We start from the raw sequence: 25,251 nt of genomic DNA, 5'->3' as shown, positions 1-25,251 counted from the left end.
CCGTCCCGGTCCGGTCATCAGCTCGGGTAGTGGAGCTGGGTCAGTCGCGCTTCCATGACCTGAGCGTAGCCGGTCGTCCCCGCCGCGTTGGGGTGGAACATCTCTCGGCTCAGGCACGCTCCGCCCAGGACGTCCCAGAAGCAGAACTGTGTCGGGTTGTCACCCTTGTGGAAGTCCCCCTCGCCGTTGGGGCCGAGGACGATCTTGTTGATCCACTCCGGGTCGTCGCAGCCGCCGTGGCCGACGAACGCGCCGATCGGGTCGGCCGCGTCCACCTTGATGCCCTCGCCGCGCAGCTGCGTGACGACCTCGGCCTCCTTGTCGCGGACGTAGCCGGTCAGCTCGGCGATCGCGTGCACCTCGCTCAGGTCGAAGTACCAGGAACCACCGCACTTCACCGTGCGGCTCAACGGTTCCGGGTACGCCGTCAGCACGATCTGGGCGTTCGGCGCTTCGCCGCGGATGGCGCGGACCGTGTCGGCGATCCGCGTCTTCGTGCGGTCGAAGACGGCCTTGTACTTCGGCAGGTACTCGTCGTCGGCGCAGTTGGTGATCGACGCGCAGTCCATCAGGGCGTTGACGAACGCGCCCTCGTCGTTGCCGCCGATCGTCAGGGTCACCAGCGTGGTTTCCGGCGTCAGCACCCCGGAGGCCACCTGGTTGATCTCGTGGAACTGACCCTCGCCCTTCTCGTACTGCTCCGGGTGGATCCACGACGTCGGGATCGAGCCCGAACCGTTCCACCGCCCGGAGACGTTCCACGTCGACGCGCCCGAACAGGCGACGAACCCGAGTTCGTTGTTCGTGTTCCACTGGTCGGACAACGTGCCCAGCGAACCGCCCGAACCGGGGATCACCATCTTGCGCGGCCAGGCGTTGGCGCTGCGGCGGCAGGCGTTCCACTCGGCGTTGCCGTGGTTGAGGTCGGACTCGGTCGCGTAGTTGCCGGCGCCCTCACCCGAGGAGTAGGAATCGCCCAGCGCCGCGACGATGTTCGTCGGCTTGGCCGGCAGCGGCTGGAACGCGATCGCGTCCCAGGCGACGTCGAGGTCGCCGGTGCCCTCCTCGGTCAGCGTGCTCATCGAGACGCTCGGCCGCCCGGCGAACGGGTACACCCCGATCGACACCCAGCCGTTGCGCTGGATCTGCTGGTTGAGGTACCGGTGCCGGCTCTGCCCGTTGCCCAGGTTGATGTCGTAGCGCGCCTGCTGGGTCTGGGCGCCGATGTCGGGCAGGTGCACCATGACCCGCGCCCAGGCGTTGAGCGGGTTGTCCAGCGTCCACGTCCCGGTGGCCTTCAGGCGGCCGCCCTCGACCGACGACGTGCGCGTGTGGCCGAAGTAGAAGTGGCCGCCGAAGCCACCGCCGAGCTGGTGCGTGTCGACCTTCCCCGGGTAGTGCCCGGTGCCGTCGTCGGAGTAGCTGAGCTGGAAGCTGCCCGCGTTGTTCCACGTCTGCCCGCAGTTGTTCCGGACCGGCGGGGCGCCGTTGGCGTCGTCGACGATCAGGGTGTTCGACGGCAGCCCGGCGGTGCTGCAGTTCGGCGGGTAGCTGTTGGCGTCTTCCTGGTAGGCGTACCCGGGATCGAACCGGAGCAGTTCGTACCCGCACGAGGAGTCGCAGTCCGGCTTCCACGTGTTGGACTGGTGGTACCAGCACTTGAGGTCGAACTTCCCGCCGGTCTTGTGCGCACACGGACCGGCCGGTTCGCCGACGACGTTGGCCGGGTCGTCCGGGCCGGTGCCCGCGTAGTCCGGCACGTTCTTCTCACCCGGGTGGCATTCGTTGCTGTCGTCGCAGAACTGGTTCACCGGCGGCTTGACCGCGAGCCGGTTGTCGACGGTGTTCCACCACGACGGCCGGAAGCCGGCGACCATGGTGCCCGGCGTCTCGATCAGGTTGACCGGGTGCCCGGCCCAGCCGAGCACCTTCTCCGGGTACGGCCAGTACTGCGGGTGCGCCGCGTCGGCGTAGGAATACTCGAGGAACGGCAGCCGGCTGTCGAGGAACCGCGGGTTCGCCGGGTTGTTGCCCCAGCCGAGCCCCCACGGCGCCGAACCCGACGCGGGGTGGAACCCGGAGTTGTAGGCCCAGATCGCGAAGAACCAGTTCTCGATCCGGGAGACGTCACCGTTGTTGACGACCAGGCCCGCGGCCCGGACCTCGTTCCACTTGTTGGAGATGATCTGCGCGCCGGCGGCCACGTTCGCGGCGAAGTCCAGCGCCACGGCCCGCTGCGTCTGCAGCGGCCACGCCTCGTCGCCCGGGCCCTTTTCCTTGCCCGCCAGGCGCATGTGGTCGGTGACCTGCGTGACGCCGTAGCCGCAGTCGGCCTTCGCCCAGTCGATCGTCCAGTCGTCGGCCGCGTTGCCGTTGTAGTAGTTGATGCCGTAGTAGTTGCCGATCAGCGGGTTGCCGGTGGTGCCGGGCACCGAGGACCGCGCGGCCTGCCACATGTTCGACTCCTGCGCCGTGATGCCGAGCATCACCTGCGCGGGCACGAACCCGCCGCCGGCCAGGTCCACCTTGGGGAACAGGCCCTGCGGCGTGTACGCCGGCATGCCGAGGTTCTTCCAGTTCGCCGGCCGCTGCACCGTCAGCGCGCCGCGGACGGCCTGGTCGACGGCCCATTCGACCTGCCGGGGCTTCGGCTGCATCGCCTGGTTGCGCGGGTCGGTGCGGGGCACGCTGCAGTAGCGGTCGGCCGAGTCGGACGGGTCGGTGGGGTTGCCGTTGGTGGCCGCCGGGGCCGAGGTGCCGGCCGGGGCCGGGCTCGTCACGCGCCCGGCCGCGGGCGCGGTGTCCGTTTCCGCGACGAGCGTGACCTGCTTGTGGTTGGGCAGGACCGTCGCGGTGATGTTGACGGCCTGGGCGCCCGCGGGTGCCTGCCGCGGGTCGGGCACGCCCGGCTTGACCACCTCGGTGACGGCGAGCCGGCCCTCGGTGGACACCGTCGCGTCCTTCGGCACGTCGAGCAGCGAGACCGCGGCGGGCAGGGCCGCGCCGGTGGCCTTCTTGACGCCGGTGACGGCGACCCGGCCACCACGGCCCGAGGTCACGCCCAGCGCGGTCCGCGTGCCGGTGGCGAGGGTCCTGGTGGTGACCGTCCCGTCGCCGGCGATCACCGCCCGGCGGGCCTTGGCGTTCTGCGTCCCGTCGTGGTCGAGGTAGACCACGCCGCCGTCGGCGTCGGCGGCCAGCGCGTAGGGCACGCCGGACGCCGGGGCGACCCGCTGCAGGGCGCCGCTGCCGGTGACCCGGACGAGCGCGTCCTTGGTCGCGCCGATCAGGCCGTGCGCCGTCGGCACCGCCGACGTCAGCTGGCCCGCGACGTCGACGGGCGCGGCGAGCTTGCCGGAGGCCGCGTCGAGGCGCAGCAGCCGGGTCTTCCCGAGGTCTTCGTCACCGGCCTGGGTGAGGACGGCGGAATCGCCGGTGCCGCAGGAGGGGTTGAAGTAGGCGAGGCTGGTCCGGACCGGCAGCTTCCGCACCGCCCCGGTGTCGAGGTCGACGACGGCGGTGAACGCCCCGCGGTCGAAGAGCTCGGTCTTGTTGGTGAAGGTGCGCGGGGCGTACGCGACGACCGCCCGGTGGGCCGACCCGGTCACGCAGACGTTGCCGATCCACGCGTCGGCGTCGAAACCCGGCTCGGACAGCGTGGCGACGGTGTGCCACTCGTAGGCTTTCGCCTCGTCGGCGACCAGGAGGTGGAAGCCGTCCGCGTCACCGCTGCTCGTCCAGGCCCGGTCGGCCGAGCGGTCCCAGCCGGGGGCGCGCTCCGCGGCACCGACGCTGCGGGCGGTGGCCCGTGGCGGAGCCGCGGCTTTGGTGTCGGTTTCGGGGTTCGGGTTCTCGGGTGCGGCGGAAGCCGGCGCCGAAACGGCGGCGCTGACCGAAAGCGCGACCGCGAACGCGGCCGCCCATCGGAGCCGCGGACGACTGGATCTCACTGATCCCCCTCGGGTGCAGTGGGCGCGAAACCGCTCGCACGGCAAACACCGCGCCGGCGACGGACGCGGTGTGGAACCCCCCAGCGATGACGACCGGCAGACGCTGCCGGTTTTGCCCCCTCTCCCGACGTATTCAGCCAGTTCGCCACACGGCGATCAATACGCTGCCCGGGTGATCAGCTCTGCGGCATGTCCGACAGGATCTCCGAGTTCCACCACTGGTAGAGCTTGTCCAGCTCGTCGTTGGTGGTGATCTTCGTCGAAAGCAGGACGCCCGCCACGAGGTTCTTCTTCTCCGTCCACACCAGCTGGGCGGGATCACCCAGGAAGCAGGTCAGGTACTCGCCCGGGACCGGGTTCCGGACCTCGGCCCGGTAGTAGGTGCCCCAGATCTTGGGGTACTTGTCCGGACGGCACGCTCCCTGCGCGTCGTTGCGGGTGAGGCCCTGGGTCTTCACGATGTTCTGGAAGAACGCGTCCATCGCGGCGGCGTCGGCGAAGCGGAGGAACCGGGCGCCGGTCGGCTCCGGGAACCAGACGTTGCCGATCCTGACGTCACCGACGGTCGAACCGGTGCACTCGACCGCCGCGGCCGCGCCGGCGGGCGCCGCCGCGTCGGTGCAGGTCCGGTAGATCGGCGGCACCGCCGCGGCCAGGGCGTCGTCGTGCGGCGGCTTCGCTTCCGAGGTCTTCGAGGATTCCGAAGTGGACGGTGGTTCCGTCGTCGGGGTTTCCGGTGCCGGTGAAGAGCTTTGGACGTCGGGGGTGGGTGTCGACGGCCCCGGTCCGGCCGTCTGGTTCGCCCGGTCCCGGGTCACGACGTAGGTGATCACGAGCGCCACCACGACGATTCCGGCCAGGACGGCGCACAGCGCGAGCCACCGGTTCCGCTGCGGTTTCGCGGGCTTCGGGGTGATCGGCGGCGGCCCGGTGAACGGTCCCGTCGGCGGCGCCGGGCGCGGGACCGCCGGGACCGGCATCGGCCGGGGCGGGGTCATCGGCGCCGCTTGCGCCACCGGCCCGGGCAGCGTCTTCTGCCACGTCGGGAAGGGCGGCGCGGGCGCGGTCAACGCCGCGCGGACGGCGTCGGCGAACGCGCTCGCCGTCGGGTACCGGTCGGCCGGGCGCTTCGCCATCCCGCGTGCCACCACGGCGTCCAACGCCGGCGGGAGGCCCGGGCGGGCTTGGGACAGCACCGGCGGCGGCGCGGTCAGGTGCGCGCCCATCTGCGCGGCCGCGCCCTCGGCCGGGAACGGGCGGCGGCCGGTGAGGCATTCGAAGAACACGCACGCGAGCGCGTAGACGTCGATGAGCCCGGTGACCGGCGTGTCGCCGAAGCGTTCCGGCGCCATGTAGTCGAGGGTGCCGATCACGTTGCCGGTGCCGGTGATCGAGGTCCCTTCGGCGGTCATCGACCGCGCGATGCCGAAGTCCACGAGGTACACGAAGTCGGCGTCGGTGACGAGCACGTTCGACGGCTTGACGTCGCGGTGCACCAGGCCGTCGGCGTGCGCGGCGTCGAGTGCGCCGGCGACCTGCGCCACGATCCCGGCGGCCCGTGCGGGTTCCAGCGGACCGTCTTCGAGGAGCTCCTTGAGGTCGCGGCCTTCGACGAGCCGCATGTCGAGGTAGAGGCGGCCGTCGATCTCGCCGTAGGCGTGGATCGGGATCACGTGCGGTTCCCGCAGCCGCGCGACGATCTGCGACTCGCGGCGGAACCGCGCGCGGAAGGCTTCGTCGGCGACGAAGGGGTCGGACAACAGCTTCAGCGCGACGACGCGGTCGTGCGCCGTGTCGTAGGCGCGGTGGACCTCGCCCATGCCACCGCGGCCGAGCAGGCCCTCGATCCGGTACGGCCCGAACTGCTCCATCGTTCTCCCCAAGCCCCCCGGCCTGTTTCCCGTGACATCCGGGGCTTCGCCCCGGGCCGGGGGCTCCGCCACCCGGAACCCCCGAAATGCCCATGTTCAGGCCGACGCAAATGCTAAGCGGCAGGTTCCCCGGAACGGCGGCGAAGTCACCCAACCGTTGAGCACGTATCCTGGACTTCGTGAGCACGCTCAGTAACACACGCACGTCGGGGGCGACGGCCGCGCGCCTCGCCGCGGGGACGGTGGCGCTCGGCGCCGCGACCCTCGGTTACGCCGTCGGCATCGAACGGCGCCGCTGGACCCTCCGCACCGCCGAGCTGCCGGTGCTGGCGCCGGGATCGCGGCCGTTCACCATCCTGCACGTCTCGGACCTGCACATGCTGCCCGGTCACCACAGCAAGCAGCGGTGGGTCGCCGCGCTCGACGAACTGAACCCGGACCTCGTGGTCAACACCGGCGACAACCTGTCGCACCGGACGGCCGTCCCGGCCGTGCTGCGGGCGCTGGGCCCGCTGCTCGACCGGCCGGGGGTGTTCGTCTTCGGCAGCAACGACTACTACGCGCCCAAGCCGAAGAACCCGGCCCGCTACCTGATGCCGCAGGGCAAGAAGAAGCGCATCCACGGCGTCCAGCTGCCCTGGCGCGACCTGCGCGCGGCGTTCGTCGAGCACGGCTGGACGGACCTGACGCACGTCCGCCGCACGATCGACGTCGGCGGGCAGCGCGTGTTCGCGGCGGGGGTCGACGACCCGCACCTGCGCCGCGACCGTTACGCGGACATCGCCGGCCCGGCCGACAGCGGCGCGGCCGTCCGCCTCGGCGTGACGCACTCGCCGGAGCCCCGGGTCCTGGACACGTTCGCCACGGACGGTTACGACCTGGTCCTGGCGGGCCACACCCACGGCGGCCAGCTCCGGCTCCCGGGCTACGGCGCCATCGTCACCAACTGTGACCTGGATCGCAGCCGGGCCCGGGGTGCGTCCCGCTGGGGCGCGCACATGTGGCTGCACGTGTCGGCCGGCTTGGGGACGTCACCGTGGGCACCGGCGCGGTTCGCGTGCCCGCCCGAGGCGAGCCTGTTGACGCTGGTCCCGCGCGGATCGGGGTCGAACGAGCCCCATAAGTCGGCCCCCCGTAAAGCCCGCGACAGCGTCCGCTAGACTTCTCCACGACCCGTTAAGCAGTACCTCGGGGTGTGGCGCAGCTTGGTAGCGTGCCTCGTTCGGGTCGAGGAGGTCGTGGGTTCAAATCCCGCCACCCCGACGAGTAAGAGCCGGTGTCTTCGGACACCGGCTCTTCTGGTTTTCAGGGCCGGGTGGCCGTCACCTCGACCCAGCACTGGCTGAAGTCGCCGTCGCCGCCGCGGGTCCACATCCAGGCCGAGCGGGCCGCGCTCGCCAGCTGGTCGCGGTCGCGCGCGAACGCCGGGTCCGCGATCGCCGCGTCCAGCCGCGACTCCACGTACTTCGCCAGGTCGCGGTAGCTCATGTCTTCGCGGTACTTCGCCCGCGAAGTCACCTCCGTGAAGCCCGCCCGCACGCACTCCTCCGCGATGTGACGACCCGCGAACGGGTCGCCGCCCGCGCGGCGGCGCAGGAGGTAGTGCCCTCTCAAGGCTGCGTCGACGTTCGCCGTCTTCGGGCGCAGGCGCGCCTTGCTCCAGTCCGATGTGGACAACGCCAGCTTCCCGCCGGGGCGCAACACCCGGCGTAACTCTGCCAACGCGTCGGCCGGAGAAGCGAGGTGCTCGAACAGCGCGTGCGAGAACGCCACGTCCACACTGCCGGAAGCGAACGGCAGGTCGTACGCCGAGCCGACCACGAAGTCCACTGTGGACCTGCCCGCGCGGCGGGCCGCCTCGCGGGCGAGGACCACCTGGCCCGCGTCGCGGTCGACGCCCGTCACCCGGGACTCCGCGGCCAGGCCCAGCGTGATCGAGCCCGGGCCGCAGCCCAGGTCGACCACCCACATGCCCGGCCGGAACAGGGGCTGGGCGAAAGTCGCGCGCTCGGCAGCCGTACGCGCGGCCAGCATCGACACCGCGTCTCGCCCGTAGCCCGGCGCGTAACCCTCCAGCACCCCGCACACAGTACGGCCAGAAGGTGGCAGGATCGAGGGGTGAGCACGCAGTCAGCCAACCAATATCCGCCCGCGGTGGTCCCGGACCGGCTGTTCGACGACGCCGAAGCCGAAGCCCGCTGGCGCGCCCGCTTCCACGCCCCGCGCATCTCCGTGCCCGAGTGGGCCCGCGACGCCCCGGAAGCCAACGTCTACGTCTCCAACGCCAGCGGCGTCTGGGAGGTCTACGCCTGGAACCGGGCGACGGACGAGCACCGCCGCGTCACCGACCGGCCCAACGGCACCATGCACGCCACGCCGTCCCCGGACGGCGAGTGGATCTGGTGGTTCGACGACACCGACGGCGACGAGTTCGGTTCCTGGGTCCGCGAGCCGTTCGCCGCGACCGAGGGCAGCAAGCCGGAGAAGGCCGTGCCGGACGTCCACGACGGCTACCCGGCCGGTCTCGAGATCGGCGCGAAGCTCGTCGCGGTCGGCGTCTCGACCGACGACGGCAGCGAGCTGTTCGCCCGGATCGGCGGCGAGACGCACCGCTTCTACAGCCACCCGGACGACGCCGGCATCGCCTCCCTCTCGCGCGACGAGAGCCTGATCGCGATCTCGCACTCCGAGCACGGTGACTCGCGCCACCCCGCGCTGCGGGTGCTGGCGGCCGACGGGTTCGGGACGGTCGCCGAGCTGTGGGACGGCGAGGGCAAGGGCCTGTCCGCGCTCGAGTTCTCGCCACTGCCCGGCGACCAGCGCCTGCTGGTGCTGCACGAACGCCGGGGCCGCGAGGAGCTGCTCGTCTGGGACGTCCAGGCCGGCACCGAGACCGAGATCGAGCTCGGCCTGCCCGGCGAGGTCGTCGCGGGCTGGTACCCGGACGCGCGCGCCCTGCTCGTCGTCCACTTCCACGAGGGCCGCAGTTCGCTGTACCGCTACGACCTCGACACGGCCGAACTGTCCTCTGTGGACACGCCGGCGGGGCGGATCGGCGGGGCGGGCGTCCGCCCGGACGGCACGGTCGAGTACTCGTGGTCCAGCGCCGCCGAGCCGGCCGCGGTGCGGGCGCGGACCACCGACGGCACCGATTCGATCCTGCTCGAGCCGCCGGGCGAGCGGGCGCCGGGCTCGGAGCCGATGACCGACGCGTTCGTCGAGGGGGTCGGCGGGCGGATCCACGCGCTCGTCTCGCGGCCTTCGGACGCACCGGAGGGCCCGCTGCCCACGGTGTTCACGCTGCACGGCGGCCCGCACGCGGCGGACGAGGACCGCTTCTCGGCCTACCGGGCGACCTGGCTCGACGCCGGGTTCGCCGTGGTCGAGGTCAACTACCGCGGCTCGACCGGCTACGGCTCGGCCTGGCGCGACGCCATCGAGGGCCGTCCCGGCCTGACCGAGCTCGAGGACGTCGCCGCGGTCCACGACTGGGCCATCCGAAGTGGACTCAGCGACCCGGCGAAGTGCGTCGTCAACGGCGCTTCCTGGGGCGGTTACCTGTCCCTGCTCGCGCTCGGCACGCAGCCGTCGCGGTGGGCGGCGGGCATCGCCGGGGTGCCGGTGGCGGACTACGTCGCCGCGTACGAGGACGAGATGGAGCAGCTGCGCTCGTTCGACCGCGCGCTCTTCGGCGGCTCGCCGGAGGACGTGCCCGCGGTGTACCGGGAGTGCTCGCCGATCACGTACGTCGACGCCGTGACGGCGCCGGTGCTCGTGCTCGCCGGCGACAACGACCCGCGCTGCCCGATCCGCCAGATCGAGAACTACCTCGACCGGCTCGGCCACCGCGACCTGCACCACGAGTTCTACCGCTACGACGCGGGCCACGGCTCGCTGGTGATCGCCGAGACGATCAAGCAGACCGCGATCGAGGTCCACTTCGCGCTGCGGGCCCTGGGCCTGCGCTGACGTGCTCGCCGGGAGGCCGGACCGGTCTCCCGGCGGGTCAGCGTTCGGAGTACAGGACGCCGCCGCTGGCCCAGTGGTCGGCGCCGATTTCGACCAGCGTGACCTGGACGCCTTCGGGCTTGCCGCCGCAGGTGCGGACGAAGGCGTCGGTCAGCTCGCGGACCAAGGCGCTCTTCTGGGCCGGGGTACGGCCGGGGAACATGGCAACGCTGATCATCGGCATGGGGCGCAGCCTAGAGGCCCCGGTTCACCGCCTGCAGCCGGCCGACGGCAGCCGCGTCGCCCTCGAAGTCCAGGTGAACGGCGTCGCGGCCGAAGACGAACAGCAGCAGGTCCACCGGCTCGCCGACGATCGTCACCGGGTCGGGCCCGGTCTTGACGGCGGCCTCGCGGCCGTCTTTCGTCCGCAGCGTCACGCCGACGGGCGACTTGCGGAGGTTCAGCTTCGCCGCCTGCGTCGCCGACCGCCAGGCGGCGGCGTCCCGGGTGGGATCCGCGGGCCGCGGCTCCCAGCCGTCCTGCGCACGCCGGACGTCCTCGTGGTGGACGAGGAACTCGGCGGTGTTGGTGAGTTCGTCGAGCGGGCCGATGGCGGTGGGCCAGAACTTCGACGGCCCCCGCCGCACCTGCTCGACCAGCTGCGCCCAGGGTTTCGCGGCGTAGCGATCCTGGACTTTCTGAGTGTACCGGGCGAGCGCGGGCACGACGATGCCCGGAGCGGCGTCCGCCCGGTGCTCCCGCACGACGAGGTGGGCGGCGAGATCCCGCGTGGTCCAGCCCTCGCACAACGTCGGCGCGTCGGGCCCGAGTTCTTCGAAGAGCGCACTCAGCGCCCGGCGTTCGTCAGCAGCGACACCCATGCCTCGACGTTACCCGCCGGTAGAGGCCCTGGCGACGGGATGTGAGCTAGTGGTGGAACGCCGTCGCCTTCGCCGGGTCCTTCGGGCGGCCGCCCAGCTCCTCCAGCTCCGGCAGCACCCGACGCAGGTCGGCCAGCAGGAGGTCCGCCAAGTCGTGCGTGAAGCCGTTGCGGACCACGATCCTCAGCACCGCCAGGTCCGTCCGGTTCTCCGGGAACGTGTACGCCGGCACCAGCCAGCCCCGCTCACGCAGCCGTCGTGACACGTCGAAGACGTCGAAGCCCGCGTCCGGAACCGTCGTGAACGCGAACACCGGCAGCTGATCCCCCCGCGTCAGCAACGAGAACGGCCCGAGCGACTCGATCCCGGAAGACAGGTGCATGGCGACGTCGCGCGAAGCCTGCTGCACCGCCCGGAACCCGGAGCGCCCGAGCCGGACGAACGTGTAGTACTGGGCCGCGACCTCCGCGCCCGGGCGGGAGAAGTTCAGCGCGAATGTCGGCATGTCGCCGCCGAGGTAGTTCACGTTGAACACCAGCTCGGACGGCAGCGCCGCCTTGTCGCGCCAGAGCACCCAGCCCACGCCCGGGTAGACCAGGCCGTACTTGTGGCCCGACGTGTTGATCGACGCCACGCGCGGCAGGCGGAAGTCCCACTCCAGGTCCGGGTCCAGGAACGGGGCGATCATCGCGCCGGAAGCGCCGTCGACGTGCACCGGGATGTCCCAGCCGGACCGCGCCTGCAGCGCGTCCAGGGCCGCCGCGATCTCCGCGACCGGCTCGTAGCTGCCGTCGAACGTCGAGCCCAGGATCGCGACCACGCCGATCGTGTTCTCGTCGCAGCGCGCCACGGCCTCCTCGGCGGTGAGGTGGAACCGGTCGCCGTCCATCGGGACCAGGCGGGGCTCGACCTCCCAGTACTCGCAGAACTTCTCCCAGCACACCTGGACGTTCGCGCCCATCACCAGGTTCGGCCGGCCGCTGCGGCCGAGCCGGGCCCAGCGCCGTTTCAGCGCCATCCCGGCGAGCATGCACGCCTCCGACGACCCCGTCGTCGAGCAGCCCATGATGTCCGCCGGATCGGGTGCGTGCCACAGGTCGGCGAGGATGTTCACACAGCGCCGCTCCAGCTCGGCCGTCTGCGGGTACTCGTCCTTGTCGATCATGTTCTTGTCGACGCACTCGGCCATCAGCTCCCGCGCCTGCGGCTCCATCCACGTCGTGACGAAGGTGGCGAGGTTGAGCCGGGCGTTGCCGTCGAGCATCAGCTCGTCGCGCACCAGCTGCAGTGCGGTGTCCGGCGGCAGCGAGTCTTCGCGCAGCTTGTCGTGCGGCATGACGAAGCCCGCCGCGAGCGCCGGGTTCGCCCCGGCGTACAACGGATTCGTCCCGGCCGTGCGGTCCGGGCGGTCGGTTTTCCCCTGATGCAAGACCATGCCACCGAACGTACTCACCCGCACCGACGAAAAAGGGCCGCTCCATCCGGAACGGCCCTTTCGTGGCGAAAAATCAGGCCTGCTGCGCCTGCCACATCCAGTGCGCCTCTTCCAGCGCCCGGGTGATCTCGATCAGCAGGTCCTGCGTGACGAGGTCGCTCTTGTCGGTCTCGTCGATGCGCTCGCGCAGCCGCGCGATGAGCGCCGCGAGGATGTCGACGATCGCGGCAACGGTGGACTCGACCGACTGCCAGTTGTCGGGGTAGTCGGGCACGCCCGAGCTCTCGACGACGGTCTTCGCCTTGCCGTTCGGCGAGATGCCGATGGCGTTGGCGCGCTCGGCCACCTCGTCGACGTACTGGCGCGCGGTGTTCACGAGCTCGTCGAGCTGCAGGTGCGCACTGCGGAAGTTCGAGCCGACGACGTTCCAGTGCGCCTGCTTGGCGATGAGGGACAGGTCGACCAGGTCGACCAGCGTCGCCTGCAGGGCGTTGCCGGTGATCTCCTTGTCGGCCTCGGAAAGCGGGCTCTTGATCGGAGACTTGCTCATCTGGCGTGATCCTTTCCTCGTACTGGTTCGGACCGGGGGGTCAGACGGTGGCGGACAGCGCGACCTCGATGTTGCCGCGGGTCGCGTTGGAGTAGGGGCACACCTGGTGCGCCTGCTCGACCAGCTGGTCGGCCTGGGCCTGGTCGAGGCCCGGGAGCGAGACGTTCAGCGCGACGCCGAGGCCGAACCCGACCTCCTGCTTGAGCACGCTGACCTCCGCGGTCACGGTCGAGCCGTTGAGCGGCACCTTCGCCTGGCGCGCGACCAGCTGCAGGGCGCTGTGGAAGCAGGCCGAGTAACCGGCGGCGAACAGCTGCTCGGGATTGGTCTTGTCCCCGCCAGGGCCACCCATCTCCTTCGGGATGGCCAGCGACTCGTCGATCACGCCGTCGGACGACGTCACTTCGCCGTTCCGCCCGTCGCCGCGCGCCGTCGCCACCGCCGTGTAGATCGCCTGACCCATGCTCAGCCTGCCTTCTGTCCCGGACGCTCCACCGCGAGCGTCTCACTGGGCACAACATCCCGCACCCGCGGAACAGTGCCCCCACATGGCAGGCATCACGTCTGGTTTGTTACCCGGCGGCCACCGGGCGAAACGTCATGCGGTGCGGGTCACCGCGAATTCGGCGACCTGCCGCCCGATCAGGCGAAGGGTGCGGACGCTCTTCTCGTCGGACGCGCCGCCGGCTTCGTCGAACTTGGTCTCGGCCGAGTTGATCGAGCCGCCCAGCGGGGTGGCCCAGCCGCGCAGGGCGTGCGTGATCGTGCGCAGCTGCTCGAGCGTGGTCACCGCGGCCTGCCAGCCGTACGCGACGGCGGCCAGCCCGACCGCGCGGCCGTCCAGGTACGGACGGCGGTCTTCGCGCAGGTCCTCGACGTAGTCCAGGGCGTTCTTGACCAGGCCGGACAGGGCGCCGTGGTAGCCGGGCGAGACGACGATGAGCCCGTCCGCGGCCCGGATGGCCTCGATGAGCCGGGTGGCGCGCTCGTCGCGCTCGGGGACGCCGGCGTCGTAGAACGGCAGCACGAGTTCCGGGCCGGTGATCAGCCGGGTCCGGGCGCCGGCCTCCGCGGCGCCGTCGAGCGCGATCTGCAGCGCGCGTTCGGACTGGGAGCCCTCACGCAGAGAGCCGCCGATCCCGAGCACGTTGATCGTCCTGGCTGAAGTCACGTTTTCCAGGCTAACCCCTCCACTTAACTGGAGGACCAGACTCTGGGACCGAGGTCCTGGTCACAGCTGGACCTGTTACCTACTGAGCAGTAACCTCGCACGCAGCCCCGACGCTGATGGAGGAACCATGGCGATCCCGCTCCCGGTCCGTGCCCAGGCGGCCGCGTCACAGCTCGCCTTCTGGCTGCCCACGCCGGTGCGGCGGGCGGTCGCGGGCCGCCCGGTCCGCATCGACGGCCAAGACCTCGCCCTCGACGCCCAGCTGTTGCTCCGCCTGCAGAAGATCGCCCGCGCCGAGCTGGTGCGCGGCTCGGTGGAGCAGTCGCGCGCCCTGCTCGACACTGGACGGCACCTGGTCAGCGGCCGCCCGATCGAGCCGGTTTCGGTGCGCGAGATCGCCGTGCCGACGCCCGACGGCGACCTTCCTTCGACGCTGTACACGCCGGTGGGGCTGCCCGAGAAGTCGCCGCTGCTGGTGTTCTTCCACGGCGGCGGCTGGGTGATCGGCACCCGTTCGAGCCACGACAACGCCGTCCGGTTCCTGGCCAAGCACGCCGGGGTGCGGGTGCTGTCGATCGAGTACCGGCTGGCCCCGGAGTTCCCCTTCCCGGCGGCGACGGAAGACGCGCTGGCCGCGTTCGAATACGCGGTGGCGAAGGCGGGCGACCTGGGCGCCGACCCGGCGCGCATCGCCGTCGGCGGCGACAGCGCGGGCGGCAACCTCGCGGCCGTGACGGCCCAGCAGGCCGTGCGCCGCGGCGGCCCGGTCCCGGCCTTCCAGCTGCTGATCTACCCGGCGACGGACTTCGCGCAGCGGTACCGCTCGCAGGACTTGTTCGCCGAGAACCTGTTCCTGACCGACGTGCACATGAAGTGGTTCGAAGGGCATTACGTACCGGAGGGCACGGACCTGACCGACCCGCGGCTCTCTCCGTTGCGCGCGGACGACCTGAGCGGCCTGCCGCCGGCGTTGGTCGTCACGGCGGGCTTCGACCCGTTGCGGGACGAAGGGGAGGCATACGCGGAGAAGCTACGCGAAGCGGGCGTCGAGGTCGCGTTGCGCCGCCACGACGACCTGATCCACGGATTCATCAACTTCACCGGGGTGGGGACGCGCTTCCGCGAAGCACTGGCGGAGACGGCGGGCGCCCTGCGGCAGGGACTGTCCAAAGTGCACTGACGGTCGGCTGCCGGCTACAACGGCAGCCCCTCCTCCAGGTGAGCGACGGCCCGGTCGACCACCACCAGCGGGTCGACATCCGGATCCGCCGCCGCACCCGCGAACGCCGCCATCACCACACCCACCACCGCACCAGCCCAGTTCCGCGCCTCGAAGTCGTCCGCCGCGCGGCCGGTGCGCTGGGCGGCGAACGCCGCCAGCAGGTCGATGCCCTCGGCGAACTTGTCCATCACCGCGCTGCGCAGCTCCGGCTCGCGGAACACCAGCAGCTGGCGCTGCCGCTCGTCCTCCCACGCCTCCGCGGGGATCTGCTCGCGGATGAAGTCCATGGTCGCCCGCAGCGCGTCGATCGGGCTCAGCTCGGGCGGCTGGGCGAGAGCCGCCTCGATGAGCACCGGGTCGAACGGGTCGTACAGCACCGTGTCCTCCTTCGTCGGGAAGTACCGGAAGAAGGTGCTGGGCGAGATCTCCGCCGCGGCCGCGATCTGGTCCACCGTCGTCGCGCTGTAGCCCTGCTCGTGGAACAGCCGCAACGCGTGCCGCTGGATCGCGGCGCGCGTCCTGGCCTTCTTCCGCTCCCGCAGCCCCGTGGGCTCAGCTGGTGACGACGTCATGCTCCGATTCTCGCGGCAGCGCCGCCGCCGCACCGGACCGGCCGGGCAGGAACACCAGCGCGAGCAGCGCCCCGGCGACGCCGAGGCCCGCGCACACCCACAGCGTCGCCGCCATGCCGCCGGTGAACGCGGCTCGCGCCGAGGCGGCCAGCGCGGGCTGGTGGAGCTGCTCCGCCACGGCGACGGCGGCGGACGCGCTGCCCCGCGCCGCGTCGGCGACCGGCGCGGGCAGGCCGCGGACGTCGACGCCGTCGCGGTAACCGCTGTTCAGCACCGTGCCCAGCACCGCGACCCCGATCGTGCCGCCCACCTGCCGCAACGCCTGGATCAGCGCCGATCCGGCGCCCGAGCGGCCCTCGGTGAGCGCGCCCATCGCCATCGTCATCAGCGGCGGCAGCGTCGAACCGGTGCCGAGCCCGATGACGATCTCCCAGCCCACCGTGGCGCCGTAGCCGTCCGACGGCGACGTCGCCGAGCCCCACGCCAGGCCCGCCGCGAGCAGCACGAACCCGCCCGCGACGACCAGGCGCACCCCGAGGACGGCGACCAGCCGCTCGGCGAGCTTCGCCGCGACCAGCATCCCGCCGATCAGCGGCAGCAGCCGCACGCCGGTCTGCAGCGCGTCCGCCCCCTGCACCGCCTGGAACAGCTGCGGCAGCACGAACAGCAGGCCCATCAGCGCGAACGACGCCACCGTGGCCAGCACCGCACCCCAGACGAACCGCGGCTCGCGGAACAACGCGAGGTCGGTCAGCGGCGCGGCGGCCCGCGGCTGCGTCCAGCAGAACACCGCCACCAGCGCGGCGCCGAGCGCGACCAGGCCGTACGTCACCGGGTCGGTCCAGCCGTGTTCGCCGGCGTGGACGAAGCCGTAGGTGAGCGCGACCAGGCCGGCCGTCGAGAGCGCGATGCCGGTGAAGTCGATCGCGCCGCGCCCGGCCCCCGGCGTGAGCGGCAGCAGGAACAGCACCGCAACCACGCCGACCGCCGTCAGCGGGACGTTGATCAGGAACACCGAGCCCCATGCGAAGTGGTCGAGCAGCCAGCCGCCGAGCAGCGGCCCGAGCGGGATGCCGACGAACATGGCCATCACCCACGTCGTCAGCGCCTTCGCCCGCTCCTCCGGCGGGAACAGGATGTTCAGCAGCGAAAGCGACAGCGGAATGAGGAACGCGGCACCGACGCCGAGCAGGACCCGGGCGGCGATCAGCTCGCCCGGCGACCCGGCGTAGGCGCACCACAGCGAGGCCAGCCCGAACACCACGAGCGCGCCGAGCAGCAGTTTCTTCGGGCCGAAGCGGTCGCCGAACAGGCCGGCCGGCAGCAGCAACGCGGCCAGCGCGAGCGTGTAGGCGTTGCCGAACCACTGCAGTTGCGTGGTCGTGGCGCCGAGGTCGACGGCCAGGGTCGGCATGGCCACGTTGAGCACGGTCAGGTCGAGCCCGATGGTCAGCAGGCTCACCGCGAGCGCACCGAGCGCCCACCACCTGCGTGGATAGGTCTTCGTCATAGCGACCCCCAAATGGTAGTGACTACCAAATGAGAGTAACTCTCATAACTGTCCGGCACCAGGGCACGGCGGCGGAAATATGTTGCACGCGCGTACCAACCTGGGGTCTCATCGGAGACGTGCCACTGCAGCCCTACCGCCGGGTGCTCTCGGTCCCCCGCGTCCCGTCGACGATGGCCCTGATGTTCCTGGCGCGCCTCCCGATGACCATGAACGGCGTGCTCATGACGCTGTACATCGTCACCGGGCTCGGCCGCGGATACGGCGCCGCCGGCCTGGTCGGGGGCGGTGTCACGCTCGGGATGGCGCTCGGCGCGCCGCTGCTGGGCCGCTGCTTCGACCGGTACGGGCTGCGCCCGGTCGTCGCGGTCTGCGGGATCGGCACGACGGTGTTCTGGATCGCCGCGCCGCACCTGCCGTTCGTGGCGCTCGCCGTCGTCGCGGTCCCGGCCGGGATGCTCTCGGTACCGGCGGGCTCGCTGGCCCGGCAGGTCCTGGCCACGCTCGTGCCGCCCGAGGAGCGCCGCGCGGCCTACTCGCTCGACACGATCTCGATCGAAGCGACGTTCATGATCGGCCCGGCGGCGGGCATCGCGGCCATCACGGCCTTCTCCCCGACGTGGACGCTCACCGCGCTCGGCCTGCTGTTCGGCGGCACGGCGTTCCTGATCTGGCTGGTCGACCCGCCGATCCGCGAGGGCGCCGCCGAAGCGGCGGAGCCGGGCTTCCGGCCTCCGCTGCGAAGCTGGCTCACCGGCCGGCTGGTGGCGACGCTGCTGATCGCGGGCGGCACGTTGTTCGTGCTGGTCGGCACGGAACTGGCGACGCTGGCGGCCCTGCGCGCGAACGGCGAACTCGGCGTGACCGGGCTGGTCATCGCGGTGATGTGCGTGGCCTCGATCCTGGGCGGCGTCGTGCACGGCGCGGTGAAGCGGTCGCTGCCGCAGGGCGTGCTGATGCTGCTGCTCGCGCTGCTGGTGATCCCGGTCGGCCTGGCGGACCACCCGTGGTGGCTGCTGATGCTGGTGCTGATCCCGTCGAACCTGATGTGCGCGCCGACGCTGGCGGCGACGACCGAGACGGTCAGCCGGATCGCCCCGCCGCAGGTCCGCGGCGAGGCGATGGGCCTGCAGGACGCGTTCACCCGCCTCGGCCTGGCGGTGGGCGGCCCGGTGGTCGGCTTCGCGATCGACCACTCGACCCCGGCGTGGGGCTTCGCGGCGGCGGGCCTCGGCGGCCTGGTGATCGCCTCGGCCGGCTTCCTCTGGCGCCGCTCCCCGTCACCCGCCCCGGAACCGGCCCTGGCCGAAAGCCGCAGCTAGCGCCCCTGCCGCAGGGCGGTCAGGCGCAGGCGGCGCGGAGCGCGTCGAGCTTCTTGACGTTGCGCTGCACCCACCCGGCCACCACGCCGGCGTCCTCGATGCGTTCCTTCTGGACCTCGACGTACGAGCCGGCCATGCCGAGCAGCGCGTTCTTCACGTCCTGGTCCTGGACGTTCCCGGCCAGCTCGCGCAGCCGCCGCTCCTTGTCGGCGGCCCGCTCCTTGAGCTTGGCCGGGTCGACCAGCGGGTTCAGGTCCGCGAGCCCGAGCGCCTCGGTGCACGCGCTCACCTTGTCCGCCGTCCGGCTGCCCTGGTCGACCGCGTTGCCGACCTCGGCGCACCCGCCCAGCAGCAGAGCGGCCGAGGCCAGCAGCGCAGCAGTGGTTCCACCCCTCGTCATGGCGCCAAGGTACCGTCAGCCCTTGACGCAGACCACCTGCTTGAGGTGCGCCACCACCTCGACCAGGTCCGTCTGCGCGCGGATCACCGATTCGATGTCCTTGTACGCCGCCGGGATCTCGTCGACCACGCCGGAGTCCTTCCGGCACTCGACACCGGCCGTCTGAGCCGCGAGGTCGTCCGCGGTGAACAGCTTCTTCGCCTTGGTCCGCGACATCCGGCGCCCCGCGCCGTGCGAAGCCGACTGGAACGACGAGTCGTTGCCCAGCCCGCGGACGATGTACGAACCGGTCCCCATGCTGCCCGGAATGATCCCGAGATCACCCGATCCGGCGCGGATCGCGCCCTTCCGGGTGACGAGCAGCTCGACACCGTCGTAGGTCTCCTCGGCGACGTAGTTGTGGTGGCACGAAATCGCGTCGTCGAAGGTCACCTGCGGGAGCTCGTCGCGGACCGCCTGCTTCACGAGCGCGACCATCGTGGCGCGGTTGCGCGCCGCGTACTCCTGCGCCCAGAACAGGTCGCGCCGGTACGCCTGCATCTCCGGCGTGCCGGCGACGAACACCGCGAGGTCGGGGTCGGGCAGGTCGGCGTTGTGCGGCAGCTTGCGCGCGACCGCCATGTGCCGCTCGGCCAGCTCCTTGCCGATGTTGCGCGAACCCGAATGCAGCATCAGCCAGACGCGACCGTCGTCGTCGAGGCAGACCTCGATGAAGTGGTTGCCGCCGCCGAGGCTGCCGATCTGCCGCGCGGCCCGGTCGTGCAGGTCCTGGACGCCGGTGTGCAGCTCGCCGAACTGCTTCCAGAACGCGTCCCAGCCGCCGACGCCGTGCACCTTGGCCGGGTTGACCGGCGTCTTGTGCAGCCCGAACCCGACCGGCACGGCGCTCTCGATGCGCCGGCGCAGCTTCCCGAGGTCGTCGGGCAGGTCGGCGGCGGTGAGCGACGTCCGGACCGCGCTCATCCCGCAGCCGATGTCCACGCCGACCGCGGCCGGCGAGACGGCGTCGCGCATCGCGATGACGCTGCCGACGGTCGCGCCCTTGCCGTAGTGCACGTCGGGCATCACGGCGACGCCGTGCACCCACGGCAGGTTCGCGACGTTGTGCAGCTGCCGCATGGCCTGGTCTTCGACCGACGCGGGATCCGCCCACATCCGGATCGGGACGCGGGCGCCGTCGACAGCGGTGTACATGGTTCCTCCCCTTGACTGGCTTGCGGTGCACAGGTTCCCCCAGCGGCCGCCAGAACACCAACGCGATTTCTTCGTGAGCAAAAAGAAATCCGCCGTGCCGATCATCCGGGGCAGAATGGGCCGACCGTCCGGGGAGGGACGGCACGGGGAGGATCGATCCATTGTGAAGACATCGTGGCGCGCGCTCGTCGCGGTCGCCCTGCTGGCCGGGTTCCCGGCCCTGGTGTTCCTGGTCGTCGGCGGCCTGGCCGTGACCGAGTACTACTTCTTCCGGCACCACTCCGGCATCCTGGCGATCAAGCTCGCCATCGTGGCCGTGCCGGTGTCGTACGCCCTGCTCAAGGCCCTGTTCGCGATCGAGCGGACGCGCGGGGACGACCTGCCCGGCGTGCCGGTGACGCGGGCGGACGAGCCCGCGCTGTGGGCGCTGGTCGAGGAGCTGGCCGCCGCGGTCGGCACCCGGCCGCCGGACACGATCACGCTGATCAGCGAGGTCAACGCCGGGGTCCGCGAGCGCACCGGCTGGCTCGGCCTGCGGGTGCTCCGGCGCGAGATGTTCATCGGCGCGCAGCTGCTCGCCGGGCTGCGGCACGACCAGCTGTGCGCCCTGCTCGGCCACGAACTCGGGCACTACAGCAACCGCGACACCCGGCTGGCCGCGCTGACCTACCGCGGCCGCCGGTCGATCGAGCGCGCGCTGGCCGGTCTGGGCGGTGACGGCTGGTTCGAAGGCCTGGTCCGCAAGCTGTTCGTCCTCTACGCGAAGCTCTACTTCGCGGTGTCCGCCGCGGTCTGCCGCCGTCAGGAGCTCGCCGCCGACGCCGCCGCGGCCCGCGTGGCCGGCACCGCGGCGATGACCGGCGTGCTGCGCGAGGTCGAAGTCCTCGACGTCGCCTGGGACTTCTACTCCGACCGCTACGTCGCCATCGGCTGGGACGCCGGCTACCTGCCCGACCGGCTGGCCGGGGGCTTCGCGGAGCTGCTCGCCGACGAAACCCGCGCCGCGGAGTTCGACCGGCTCCGGCAGCACCCGCCGGCCAAGGAGGAATCCCGGTACGCCACGCACCCGCCGACACCGGACCGGATCGCGGCGCTCGAGGCGCTGCCGGAGGTTCCGGGACGGCCCGGCGGCGACCACCCGGCGAGCGAAGTCCTCCGCGACCCCGTCCCGACGCTGGAGGCGGCGATGGCCTCCGACCTGTCCGACAAGGCGAAGCTCAAGCGGCGCACGGACTGGAACCGGCTGGTCGACCTCGGCGTCCGGCACACCGTCACCCGCGAGGCCGCCCGGATCCTGGGTCCGGGCGGGACGATCGCGCAGGCGCTCGACCGCATCGACGCCGGACGCGCCGCCGAGCTGGCCGACCCGGAACGCAAGCCGCCGTCGTCGGCCGGGCCGCGGGCCCAGCGCGAGTTCGCCGCCCCCTCGGTCCGCGAGCGACTGTCCACTGTGGTCCAGTCGTACCTCGCGGAAGCCGAGGTGGCGCACTGGAAGCTGTCGTGGTCCGGACCGCCCGAGTTCGTCGTCGACGAGCCTTACGCCGGCGAGCTGACCGCCGCCCTCGACGCCGCGGCGGCGGCCGACCACGACACGGCGCCGCTGCGCCGCCTGCTGGCCGCCACCGGCGTGCTGCCCGTCCGTTCCTGAGGAGAGACCGTGCTGTCGTTGTTCAATTCCAAGCGCCGCAAGGCCGCCGTCGCCCTGGTCAAGGCGGCGAGAGCTCGCGGGATGACCGTCGAGGAGTACGCGAAGACGCTCTCCCGCGACGAGCTCGCGCAGTTCGTCCCCCAGGACGACAAGCCGAAGTCCGAGCTGCTGGACGTGACCCGGTGGGGGCTGCCGGACGGCAAGGAGGTGTCGGCGGCGCCGTTCATCGCCGACGCCCGCGTCGCCGAAGCCGTCGCGGCCTACCGCGCCGGTGACTGGCAGCCGGCCGCCGCGTTGCTGGCCGAGCTGGGCACCGACTGGGACCGCCGCGCCTACGCCGTGCAGCAGCTCGGGGACGCCGCCGCGGACGACGACGCTCCCCTGAAGGAGTGGCTGGCGTCCGGGAGCGTGGACGCCGCCGTCGTCAACGCCCAGGGGCTGGTCGCCCTGGCCTGGCAAATCCGCACGAGGCAGACGCCGGAACACGTTTCCCAGGAGCAGTGGCAGGGGTTCTTCCGGGTCCTCGAAGACGCCGAGGCGGCGGCCCGCGCCGCGACCGAGGCCGCGCCCGAGGACCCGACTCCGTGGTGCACCATGCTCATGGTCGCCCGCGGGCGGCAGTACGAAAACGACGACTTCCGCGCGGTCTGGGCGGAGCTCGTGGCCCGGGACCCGCTCCACCGCGCCGCCCACGAACAGGCCCTGCAGTACTGGTGCGCCAAGTGGTTCGGCTCGCACGAGCAGATGTTCGCCTTCGCCGACGAGGCCGCGGCGAAGGCGCCGAAGCTCGCGGGCCTGGTCGTGATCGCCGCGCACGAAGCGGAGGCCAAGGGCGTCGAGGCGTGGCAGAGCGAACGGACGCAGCGCGCGCTCGACGTCGTCGTGCCCTGGCTGGCCGGCGAAGGCCGGGACCACCCGGCGAACCTGCGTGACCGCGCCTACGCGGCCAAGGCGCTGGTGGTGAACGGCCGCTGCGACGAGGCCGTCGAGGAGTTCAAGATCCTCGGCACGCACGCGGACGCGCTGGTCTGGGCCTACGGCGGCAAGCCGGTCCACGAATTCGTCAAGACGCGCTACCTCGCCTGCCACGGCTCGGCCACCCGGCCGTGAACGCACGGAGGCCCCGCACCGGGTGCGGGGCCTCCGAGGTGGTCGTCAGAGCTGCTGGGCCACCAGCTCGGCGATCTGCACGGCGTTGAGCGCCGCACCCTTGCGCAGGTTGTCGTTCGAGAGGAACAGGGCCAGCCCGCGGCCGCCTTCGACGCCCGGGTCGACGCGGATGCGGCCGACGTAGCTCGGGTCGTTGCCCGCCGCCTGCAGCGGGGTCGGGACATCCGACAGCTCGACGCCCGGCGCGTGCGCCAGCAGCTCCGTCGCGCGCTCGACCGACAGGGGCCGCTCGAACTCCGCGTTGACCGAGACCGAGTGCCCCGAGAACACCGGCACCCGCACACAGGTGCACGAGACGGCGAGCCCGGGGATGCCCAGGATCTTGCGGCTCTCGTTGCGGAACTTCTTCTCCTCGTCCGTCTCCAGCTCGCCGTCGTCCACAATGGACCCGGCCATCGGGAGGACGTTGAACGCGATCGGCCGGACGTACTTCTCCGGCTTCGGGAACTCGATCGCCGCCCCGTCGTGGGTCAGCAGCGACGCGTGCTCGGCGGCCGCCTTGACCTGGCCGGCCAGCTCGTCGACGCCGGCCAGCCCGCTGCCCGACACCGCCTGGTACGTCGAGGCGACCAGCCGCACCAGCCCGGCTTCGTCGTGCAGCGGCTTCAGCACCGGCATCGCGGCCATCGTGGTGCAGTTGGGGTTCGCGATGATCCCCTTGCGCGCTTCCTTGATGGCTTCGGGGTTGACCTCGCTGACGACCAGCGGCACGTCCGGGTCCATCCGGAACGCCGACGAGTTGTCGATCACCGTCACGCCGGCCGCGGCGAACCGCGGCGCCTGCGCCTTCGACGTCGAGCCGCCGGCGGAGAACAGCGCGATGTCCAAACCGGACGGGTCCGCTGTGGACGCGTCCTCGATGGTGATTTCGGTGTCGCGCCAGGGAAGCTTCGAGCCCGCCGAGCGCGCCGAAGCGAAGTACCGCAGCTCCGCGATCGGGAACTCCCGTTCCGCCAGCAGCTTGCGCATCACCGCGCCGACCTGGCCGGTCGCGCCGACCACCCCGACCCGCAGCCCGTCCGCCATCAGCGACCACTCCCCGCGTAGACGACGGCTTCTTCGTCGCCGCCGAGTTCGAACGCCTCGTGGATCGCGCGCACGGCTTCGTCGAGCTGCGCGTCCCGGATCAGCACCGAGATGCGGATCTCCGAGGTGTTGATGATTTCGATGTTGACGCCGGCCTGGGCCAGCGCCTCGCAGAACGTCGCCGTGACACCCGGGTGCGAGCGCATCCCGGCGCCGACCAGCGACACCTTGCCGACGTGGTCGTCGTAGAGGACCGACTCGAAGCCGATCTCCGCCTTGACCTTCTCCAGCTCCTTGACGGCCTTGGCGCCGTTGGCCTTCGACAGCGTGAACGTGATGTCCGTGCGGCCGGAGACGGTGCTGGACACGTTCTGCAGCACCATGTCGATGTCGATCTCGGCGTCGGCGATCACGCGGAAGATCCGGGCCGCGGCACCGGTGTGGTCCGGCACCCCGGTCACCGTGATCTTGGCTTCGGAGCGGTCGTGCGCCACACCGGTGATCAGGGCTTGTTCCACGGGGATCTCCTCGATAGAACCGGTCACCGTGGTGCCCGGCTTGTCACTGTAGGAAGAACGGACTCGGATCGGGACGCCGTAGCGGCGCGCGTACTCAACCGAGCGCAGGTGCAGGATCTTCGACCCGCTCGCGGCGAGCTCGAGCATTTCCTCGTACGTGACGGTGTCGAGCTTGCGCGCGTCCGGCACCACCCGCGGGTCGGCCGTGTACACACCGTCCACATCGGAGTAGATCTCGCAGACGTCGGCGTTCAGCGCGGCGGCGAGCGCGACGGCGGTGGTGTCCGAGCCGCCGCGGCCCAGCGTGGTGATGTCCTTCGTGTCCTGCGCGACGCCCTGGAAGCCCGCCACGAGCGCGATGTACCCCTGCTCGAGGGCCTCGGTGACCCGGCTGGGGGTGACGTCGATGATCCGCGCGTTGCCGTGCACGGACGTCGTCACGACGCCGGCCTGCGAGCCGGTGAACGACCACGCCTCGGCGCCCAGCGCCGCGATGGCCATCGCGACCAGCGAGTTCGAGATGCGCTCACCGGCGGTGAGCAGCATGTCCATTTCGCGCTCCGGCGGCGCCGGGTTGACCTGCTGCGCCAGGTCGAGCAGCTCGTCGGTGGTGTCACCCATCGCCGAGCAGACGACGACGACGTCGTTGCCCGCCTTCTTCGTCGCGACGATCCGTTCCGCCACGCGCTTGATCCGGTCGGCACTTTCCAGCGACGATCCGCCGTACTTCTGGACCACGAGGGCCACGCCCGAACCTCCTCGCGGGCCGGGCGGCTCCCTGGTGGGCACCGGAGAGCCCCCGCGTCCCATGATTTGAACTGGAGCCTACCGGGGCCGCGGCGGCCCGCCACCCTCTTGACGTG

The 25,251-nt window shown here is 71.7% G+C and carries 21 protein-coding genes and 1 tRNA gene; 7 read left to right on the top strand and 15 right to left on the bottom strand.

The window, feature by feature from the left end:
- Window positions 1–17: 17 nt before the first annotated feature.
- Entirely contained in the window at window positions 18–3,950 is a 3,933-nt protein-coding gene (locus AB0J55_RS15800; protein ID WP_364248341.1) for a hypothetical protein, read from the bottom strand.
- A gap of 176 nt (window positions 3,951–4,126) precedes the next feature.
- Window positions 4,127–5,821, bottom strand: coding sequence for a protein kinase (locus AB0J55_RS15795; RefSeq protein WP_364248339.1), 1,695 nt, complete (start codon window positions 5,819–5,821; stop codon window positions 4,127–4,129).
- Between the two features lie 179 nt (window positions 5,822–6,000).
- On the opposite strand from AB0J55_RS15795, the gene AB0J55_RS15790 reads away from it, so the two are divergent.
- Both AB0J55_RS15790 and AB0J55_RS15785 read left to right on the top strand, forming a co-directional pair.
- Window positions 6,001–6,981: a metallophosphoesterase gene (locus tag AB0J55_RS15790; RefSeq protein WP_364248337.1), complete on the top strand. Its 981-nt coding sequence runs from the start codon at window positions 6,001–6,003 to the stop codon at window positions 6,979–6,981.
- Window positions 6,982–7,010: 29 nt separating this feature from the next.
- A tRNA-Pro gene (locus AB0J55_RS15785) sits at window positions 7,011–7,084 on the top strand.
- Between the two features lie 42 nt (window positions 7,085–7,126).
- On the opposite strand, the gene AB0J55_RS15780 is transcribed toward AB0J55_RS15785, so the two are convergent.
- Window positions 7,127–7,900 (bottom strand): methyltransferase domain-containing protein, encoded by a 774-nt coding sequence (locus tag AB0J55_RS15780; RefSeq protein ID WP_364248335.1) that lies wholly within the window; start codon window positions 7,898–7,900, stop codon window positions 7,127–7,129.
- Between the two features lie 39 nt (window positions 7,901–7,939).
- Between AB0J55_RS15780 and AB0J55_RS15775 the strand changes: the two genes are divergently transcribed.
- Entirely contained in the window at window positions 7,940–9,790 is a 1,851-nt protein-coding gene (locus AB0J55_RS15775; protein ID WP_364248333.1) for a prolyl oligopeptidase family serine peptidase, read from the top strand.
- Window positions 9,791–9,827: 37 nt separating this feature from the next.
- Here AB0J55_RS15775 and AB0J55_RS15770 read toward each other — a convergent pair whose 3' ends face one another.
- The 6 genes from AB0J55_RS15770 to AB0J55_RS15745 all read right to left on the bottom strand — a co-directional run bounded on the left by AB0J55_RS15770 (window position 9,828) and on the right by AB0J55_RS15745 (window position 13,806).
- Window positions 9,828–10,013: a tautomerase family protein gene (locus AB0J55_RS15770; protein ID WP_086840847.1), complete on the bottom strand. Its 186-nt coding sequence runs from the start codon at window positions 10,011–10,013 to the stop codon at window positions 9,828–9,830.
- A gap of 10 nt (window positions 10,014–10,023) precedes the next feature.
- Entirely contained in the window at window positions 10,024–10,650 is a 627-nt protein-coding gene (locus AB0J55_RS15765; RefSeq protein WP_364248331.1) for a TIGR03085 family metal-binding protein, read from the bottom strand.
- A gap of 46 nt (window positions 10,651–10,696) precedes the next feature.
- On the bottom strand, window positions 10,697–12,085 hold the full coding sequence (locus AB0J55_RS15760) for a glutamate decarboxylase (protein ID WP_364248329.1): 1,389 nt from the start codon (window positions 12,083–12,085) through the stop codon (window positions 10,697–10,699).
- Between the two features lie 73 nt (window positions 12,086–12,158).
- The gene (locus tag AB0J55_RS15755; protein ID WP_364248327.1) at window positions 12,159–12,635 is read right to left on the bottom strand and encodes a DNA starvation/stationary phase protection protein; all 477 of its coding nucleotides are present in this window, start codon (window positions 12,633–12,635) and stop codon (window positions 12,159–12,161) included.
- 40 nt (window positions 12,636–12,675) lie between these two features.
- The gene (locus AB0J55_RS15750; protein ID WP_013230586.1) at window positions 12,676–13,098 is read right to left on the bottom strand and encodes an organic hydroperoxide resistance protein; all 423 of its coding nucleotides are present in this window, start codon (window positions 13,096–13,098) and stop codon (window positions 12,676–12,678) included.
- 135 nt (window positions 13,099–13,233) lie between these two features.
- Entirely contained in the window at window positions 13,234–13,806 is a 573-nt protein-coding gene (locus tag AB0J55_RS15745) for an NAD(P)H-dependent oxidoreductase (RefSeq protein ID WP_364248325.1), read from the bottom strand.
- 127 nt (window positions 13,807–13,933) lie between these two features.
- On the opposite strand from AB0J55_RS15745, the gene AB0J55_RS15740 reads away from it, so the two are divergent.
- Window positions 13,934–14,986 carry an alpha/beta hydrolase gene (locus AB0J55_RS15740; RefSeq protein WP_364248323.1) on the top strand — a complete coding sequence of 351 codons (1,053 nt, stop codon included), beginning with the start codon at window positions 13,934–13,936 and terminating at the stop codon, window positions 14,984–14,986.
- Window positions 14,987–15,000: 14 nt separating this feature from the next.
- Here the strand turns inward: AB0J55_RS15740 and AB0J55_RS15735 are convergent, their stop codons facing one another.
- Together AB0J55_RS15735 and AB0J55_RS15730 are read right to left on the bottom strand one after the other, a co-directional pair.
- Window positions 15,001–15,600: a TetR family transcriptional regulator gene (locus AB0J55_RS15735; protein ID WP_364248321.1), complete on the bottom strand. Its 600-nt coding sequence runs from the start codon at window positions 15,598–15,600 to the stop codon at window positions 15,001–15,003.
- Complete coding sequence (locus AB0J55_RS15730; RefSeq protein ID WP_364248319.1) at window positions 15,581–17,110, bottom strand: DHA2 family efflux MFS transporter permease subunit; 1,530 nt, start codon at window positions 17,108–17,110, stop codon at window positions 15,581–15,583. Before AB0J55_RS15730 ends, AB0J55_RS15735 begins: the two co-directional genes overlap by 20 nt.
- A 182-nt stretch (window positions 17,111–17,292) precedes the next feature.
- On the opposite strand from AB0J55_RS15730, the gene AB0J55_RS15725 reads away from it, so the two are divergent.
- On the top strand, window positions 17,293–18,432 hold the full coding sequence (locus AB0J55_RS15725; RefSeq protein ID WP_364249497.1) for an MFS transporter: 1,140 nt from the start codon (window positions 17,293–17,295) through the stop codon (window positions 18,430–18,432).
- Window positions 18,433–18,451: 19 nt separating this feature from the next.
- Here AB0J55_RS15725 and AB0J55_RS15720 read toward each other — a convergent pair whose 3' ends face one another.
- Window positions 18,452–18,832, bottom strand: coding sequence for a hypothetical protein (locus AB0J55_RS15720; protein ID WP_364248317.1), 381 nt, complete (start codon window positions 18,830–18,832; stop codon window positions 18,452–18,454).
- Between the two features lie 15 nt (window positions 18,833–18,847).
- Complete coding sequence (locus AB0J55_RS15715) at window positions 18,848–20,026, bottom strand: RtcB family protein (protein ID WP_364248315.1); 1,179 nt, start codon at window positions 20,024–20,026, stop codon at window positions 18,848–18,850.
- A 163-nt stretch (window positions 20,027–20,189) separates the two neighbouring features.
- Here AB0J55_RS15715 and AB0J55_RS15710 point away from each other — a divergent pair, with 163 nt between their 5' ends.
- Together AB0J55_RS15710 and AB0J55_RS15705 are read left to right on the top strand one after the other, a co-directional pair.
- Complete coding sequence (locus tag AB0J55_RS15710; RefSeq protein ID WP_364248313.1) at window positions 20,190–21,674, top strand: M48 family metalloprotease; 1,485 nt, start codon at window positions 20,190–20,192, stop codon at window positions 21,672–21,674.
- A 9-nt stretch (window positions 21,675–21,683) separates the two neighbouring features.
- Window positions 21,684–22,784 carry a DUF4034 domain-containing protein gene (locus AB0J55_RS15705; RefSeq protein ID WP_364248311.1) on the top strand — a complete coding sequence of 367 codons (1,101 nt, stop codon included), beginning with the start codon at window positions 21,684–21,686 and terminating at the stop codon, window positions 22,782–22,784.
- 45 nt (window positions 22,785–22,829) lie between these two features.
- Here the strand turns inward: AB0J55_RS15705 and AB0J55_RS15700 are convergent, their stop codons facing one another.
- Together AB0J55_RS15700 and AB0J55_RS15695 are read right to left on the bottom strand one after the other, a co-directional pair.
- On the bottom strand, window positions 22,830–23,870 hold the full coding sequence (locus tag AB0J55_RS15700) for an aspartate-semialdehyde dehydrogenase (RefSeq protein ID WP_364248309.1): 1,041 nt from the start codon (window positions 23,868–23,870) through the stop codon (window positions 22,830–22,832).
- Complete coding sequence (locus AB0J55_RS15695) at window positions 23,870–25,135, bottom strand: aspartate kinase (protein WP_364248307.1); 1,266 nt, start codon at window positions 25,133–25,135, stop codon at window positions 23,870–23,872. Before AB0J55_RS15695 ends, AB0J55_RS15700 begins: the two co-directional genes overlap by 1 nt.
- Window positions 25,136–25,251: the final 116 nt, after the last annotated feature.

Source organism: Amycolatopsis sp. NPDC049688, from assembly GCF_040674975.1.
Lineage (GTDB): Bacteria > Actinomycetota > Actinomycetes > Mycobacteriales > Pseudonocardiaceae > Amycolatopsis.
Note: the sequence above shows the minus strand (reverse complement) of the source record. Positions and strands in the feature narration are given on the sequence as shown.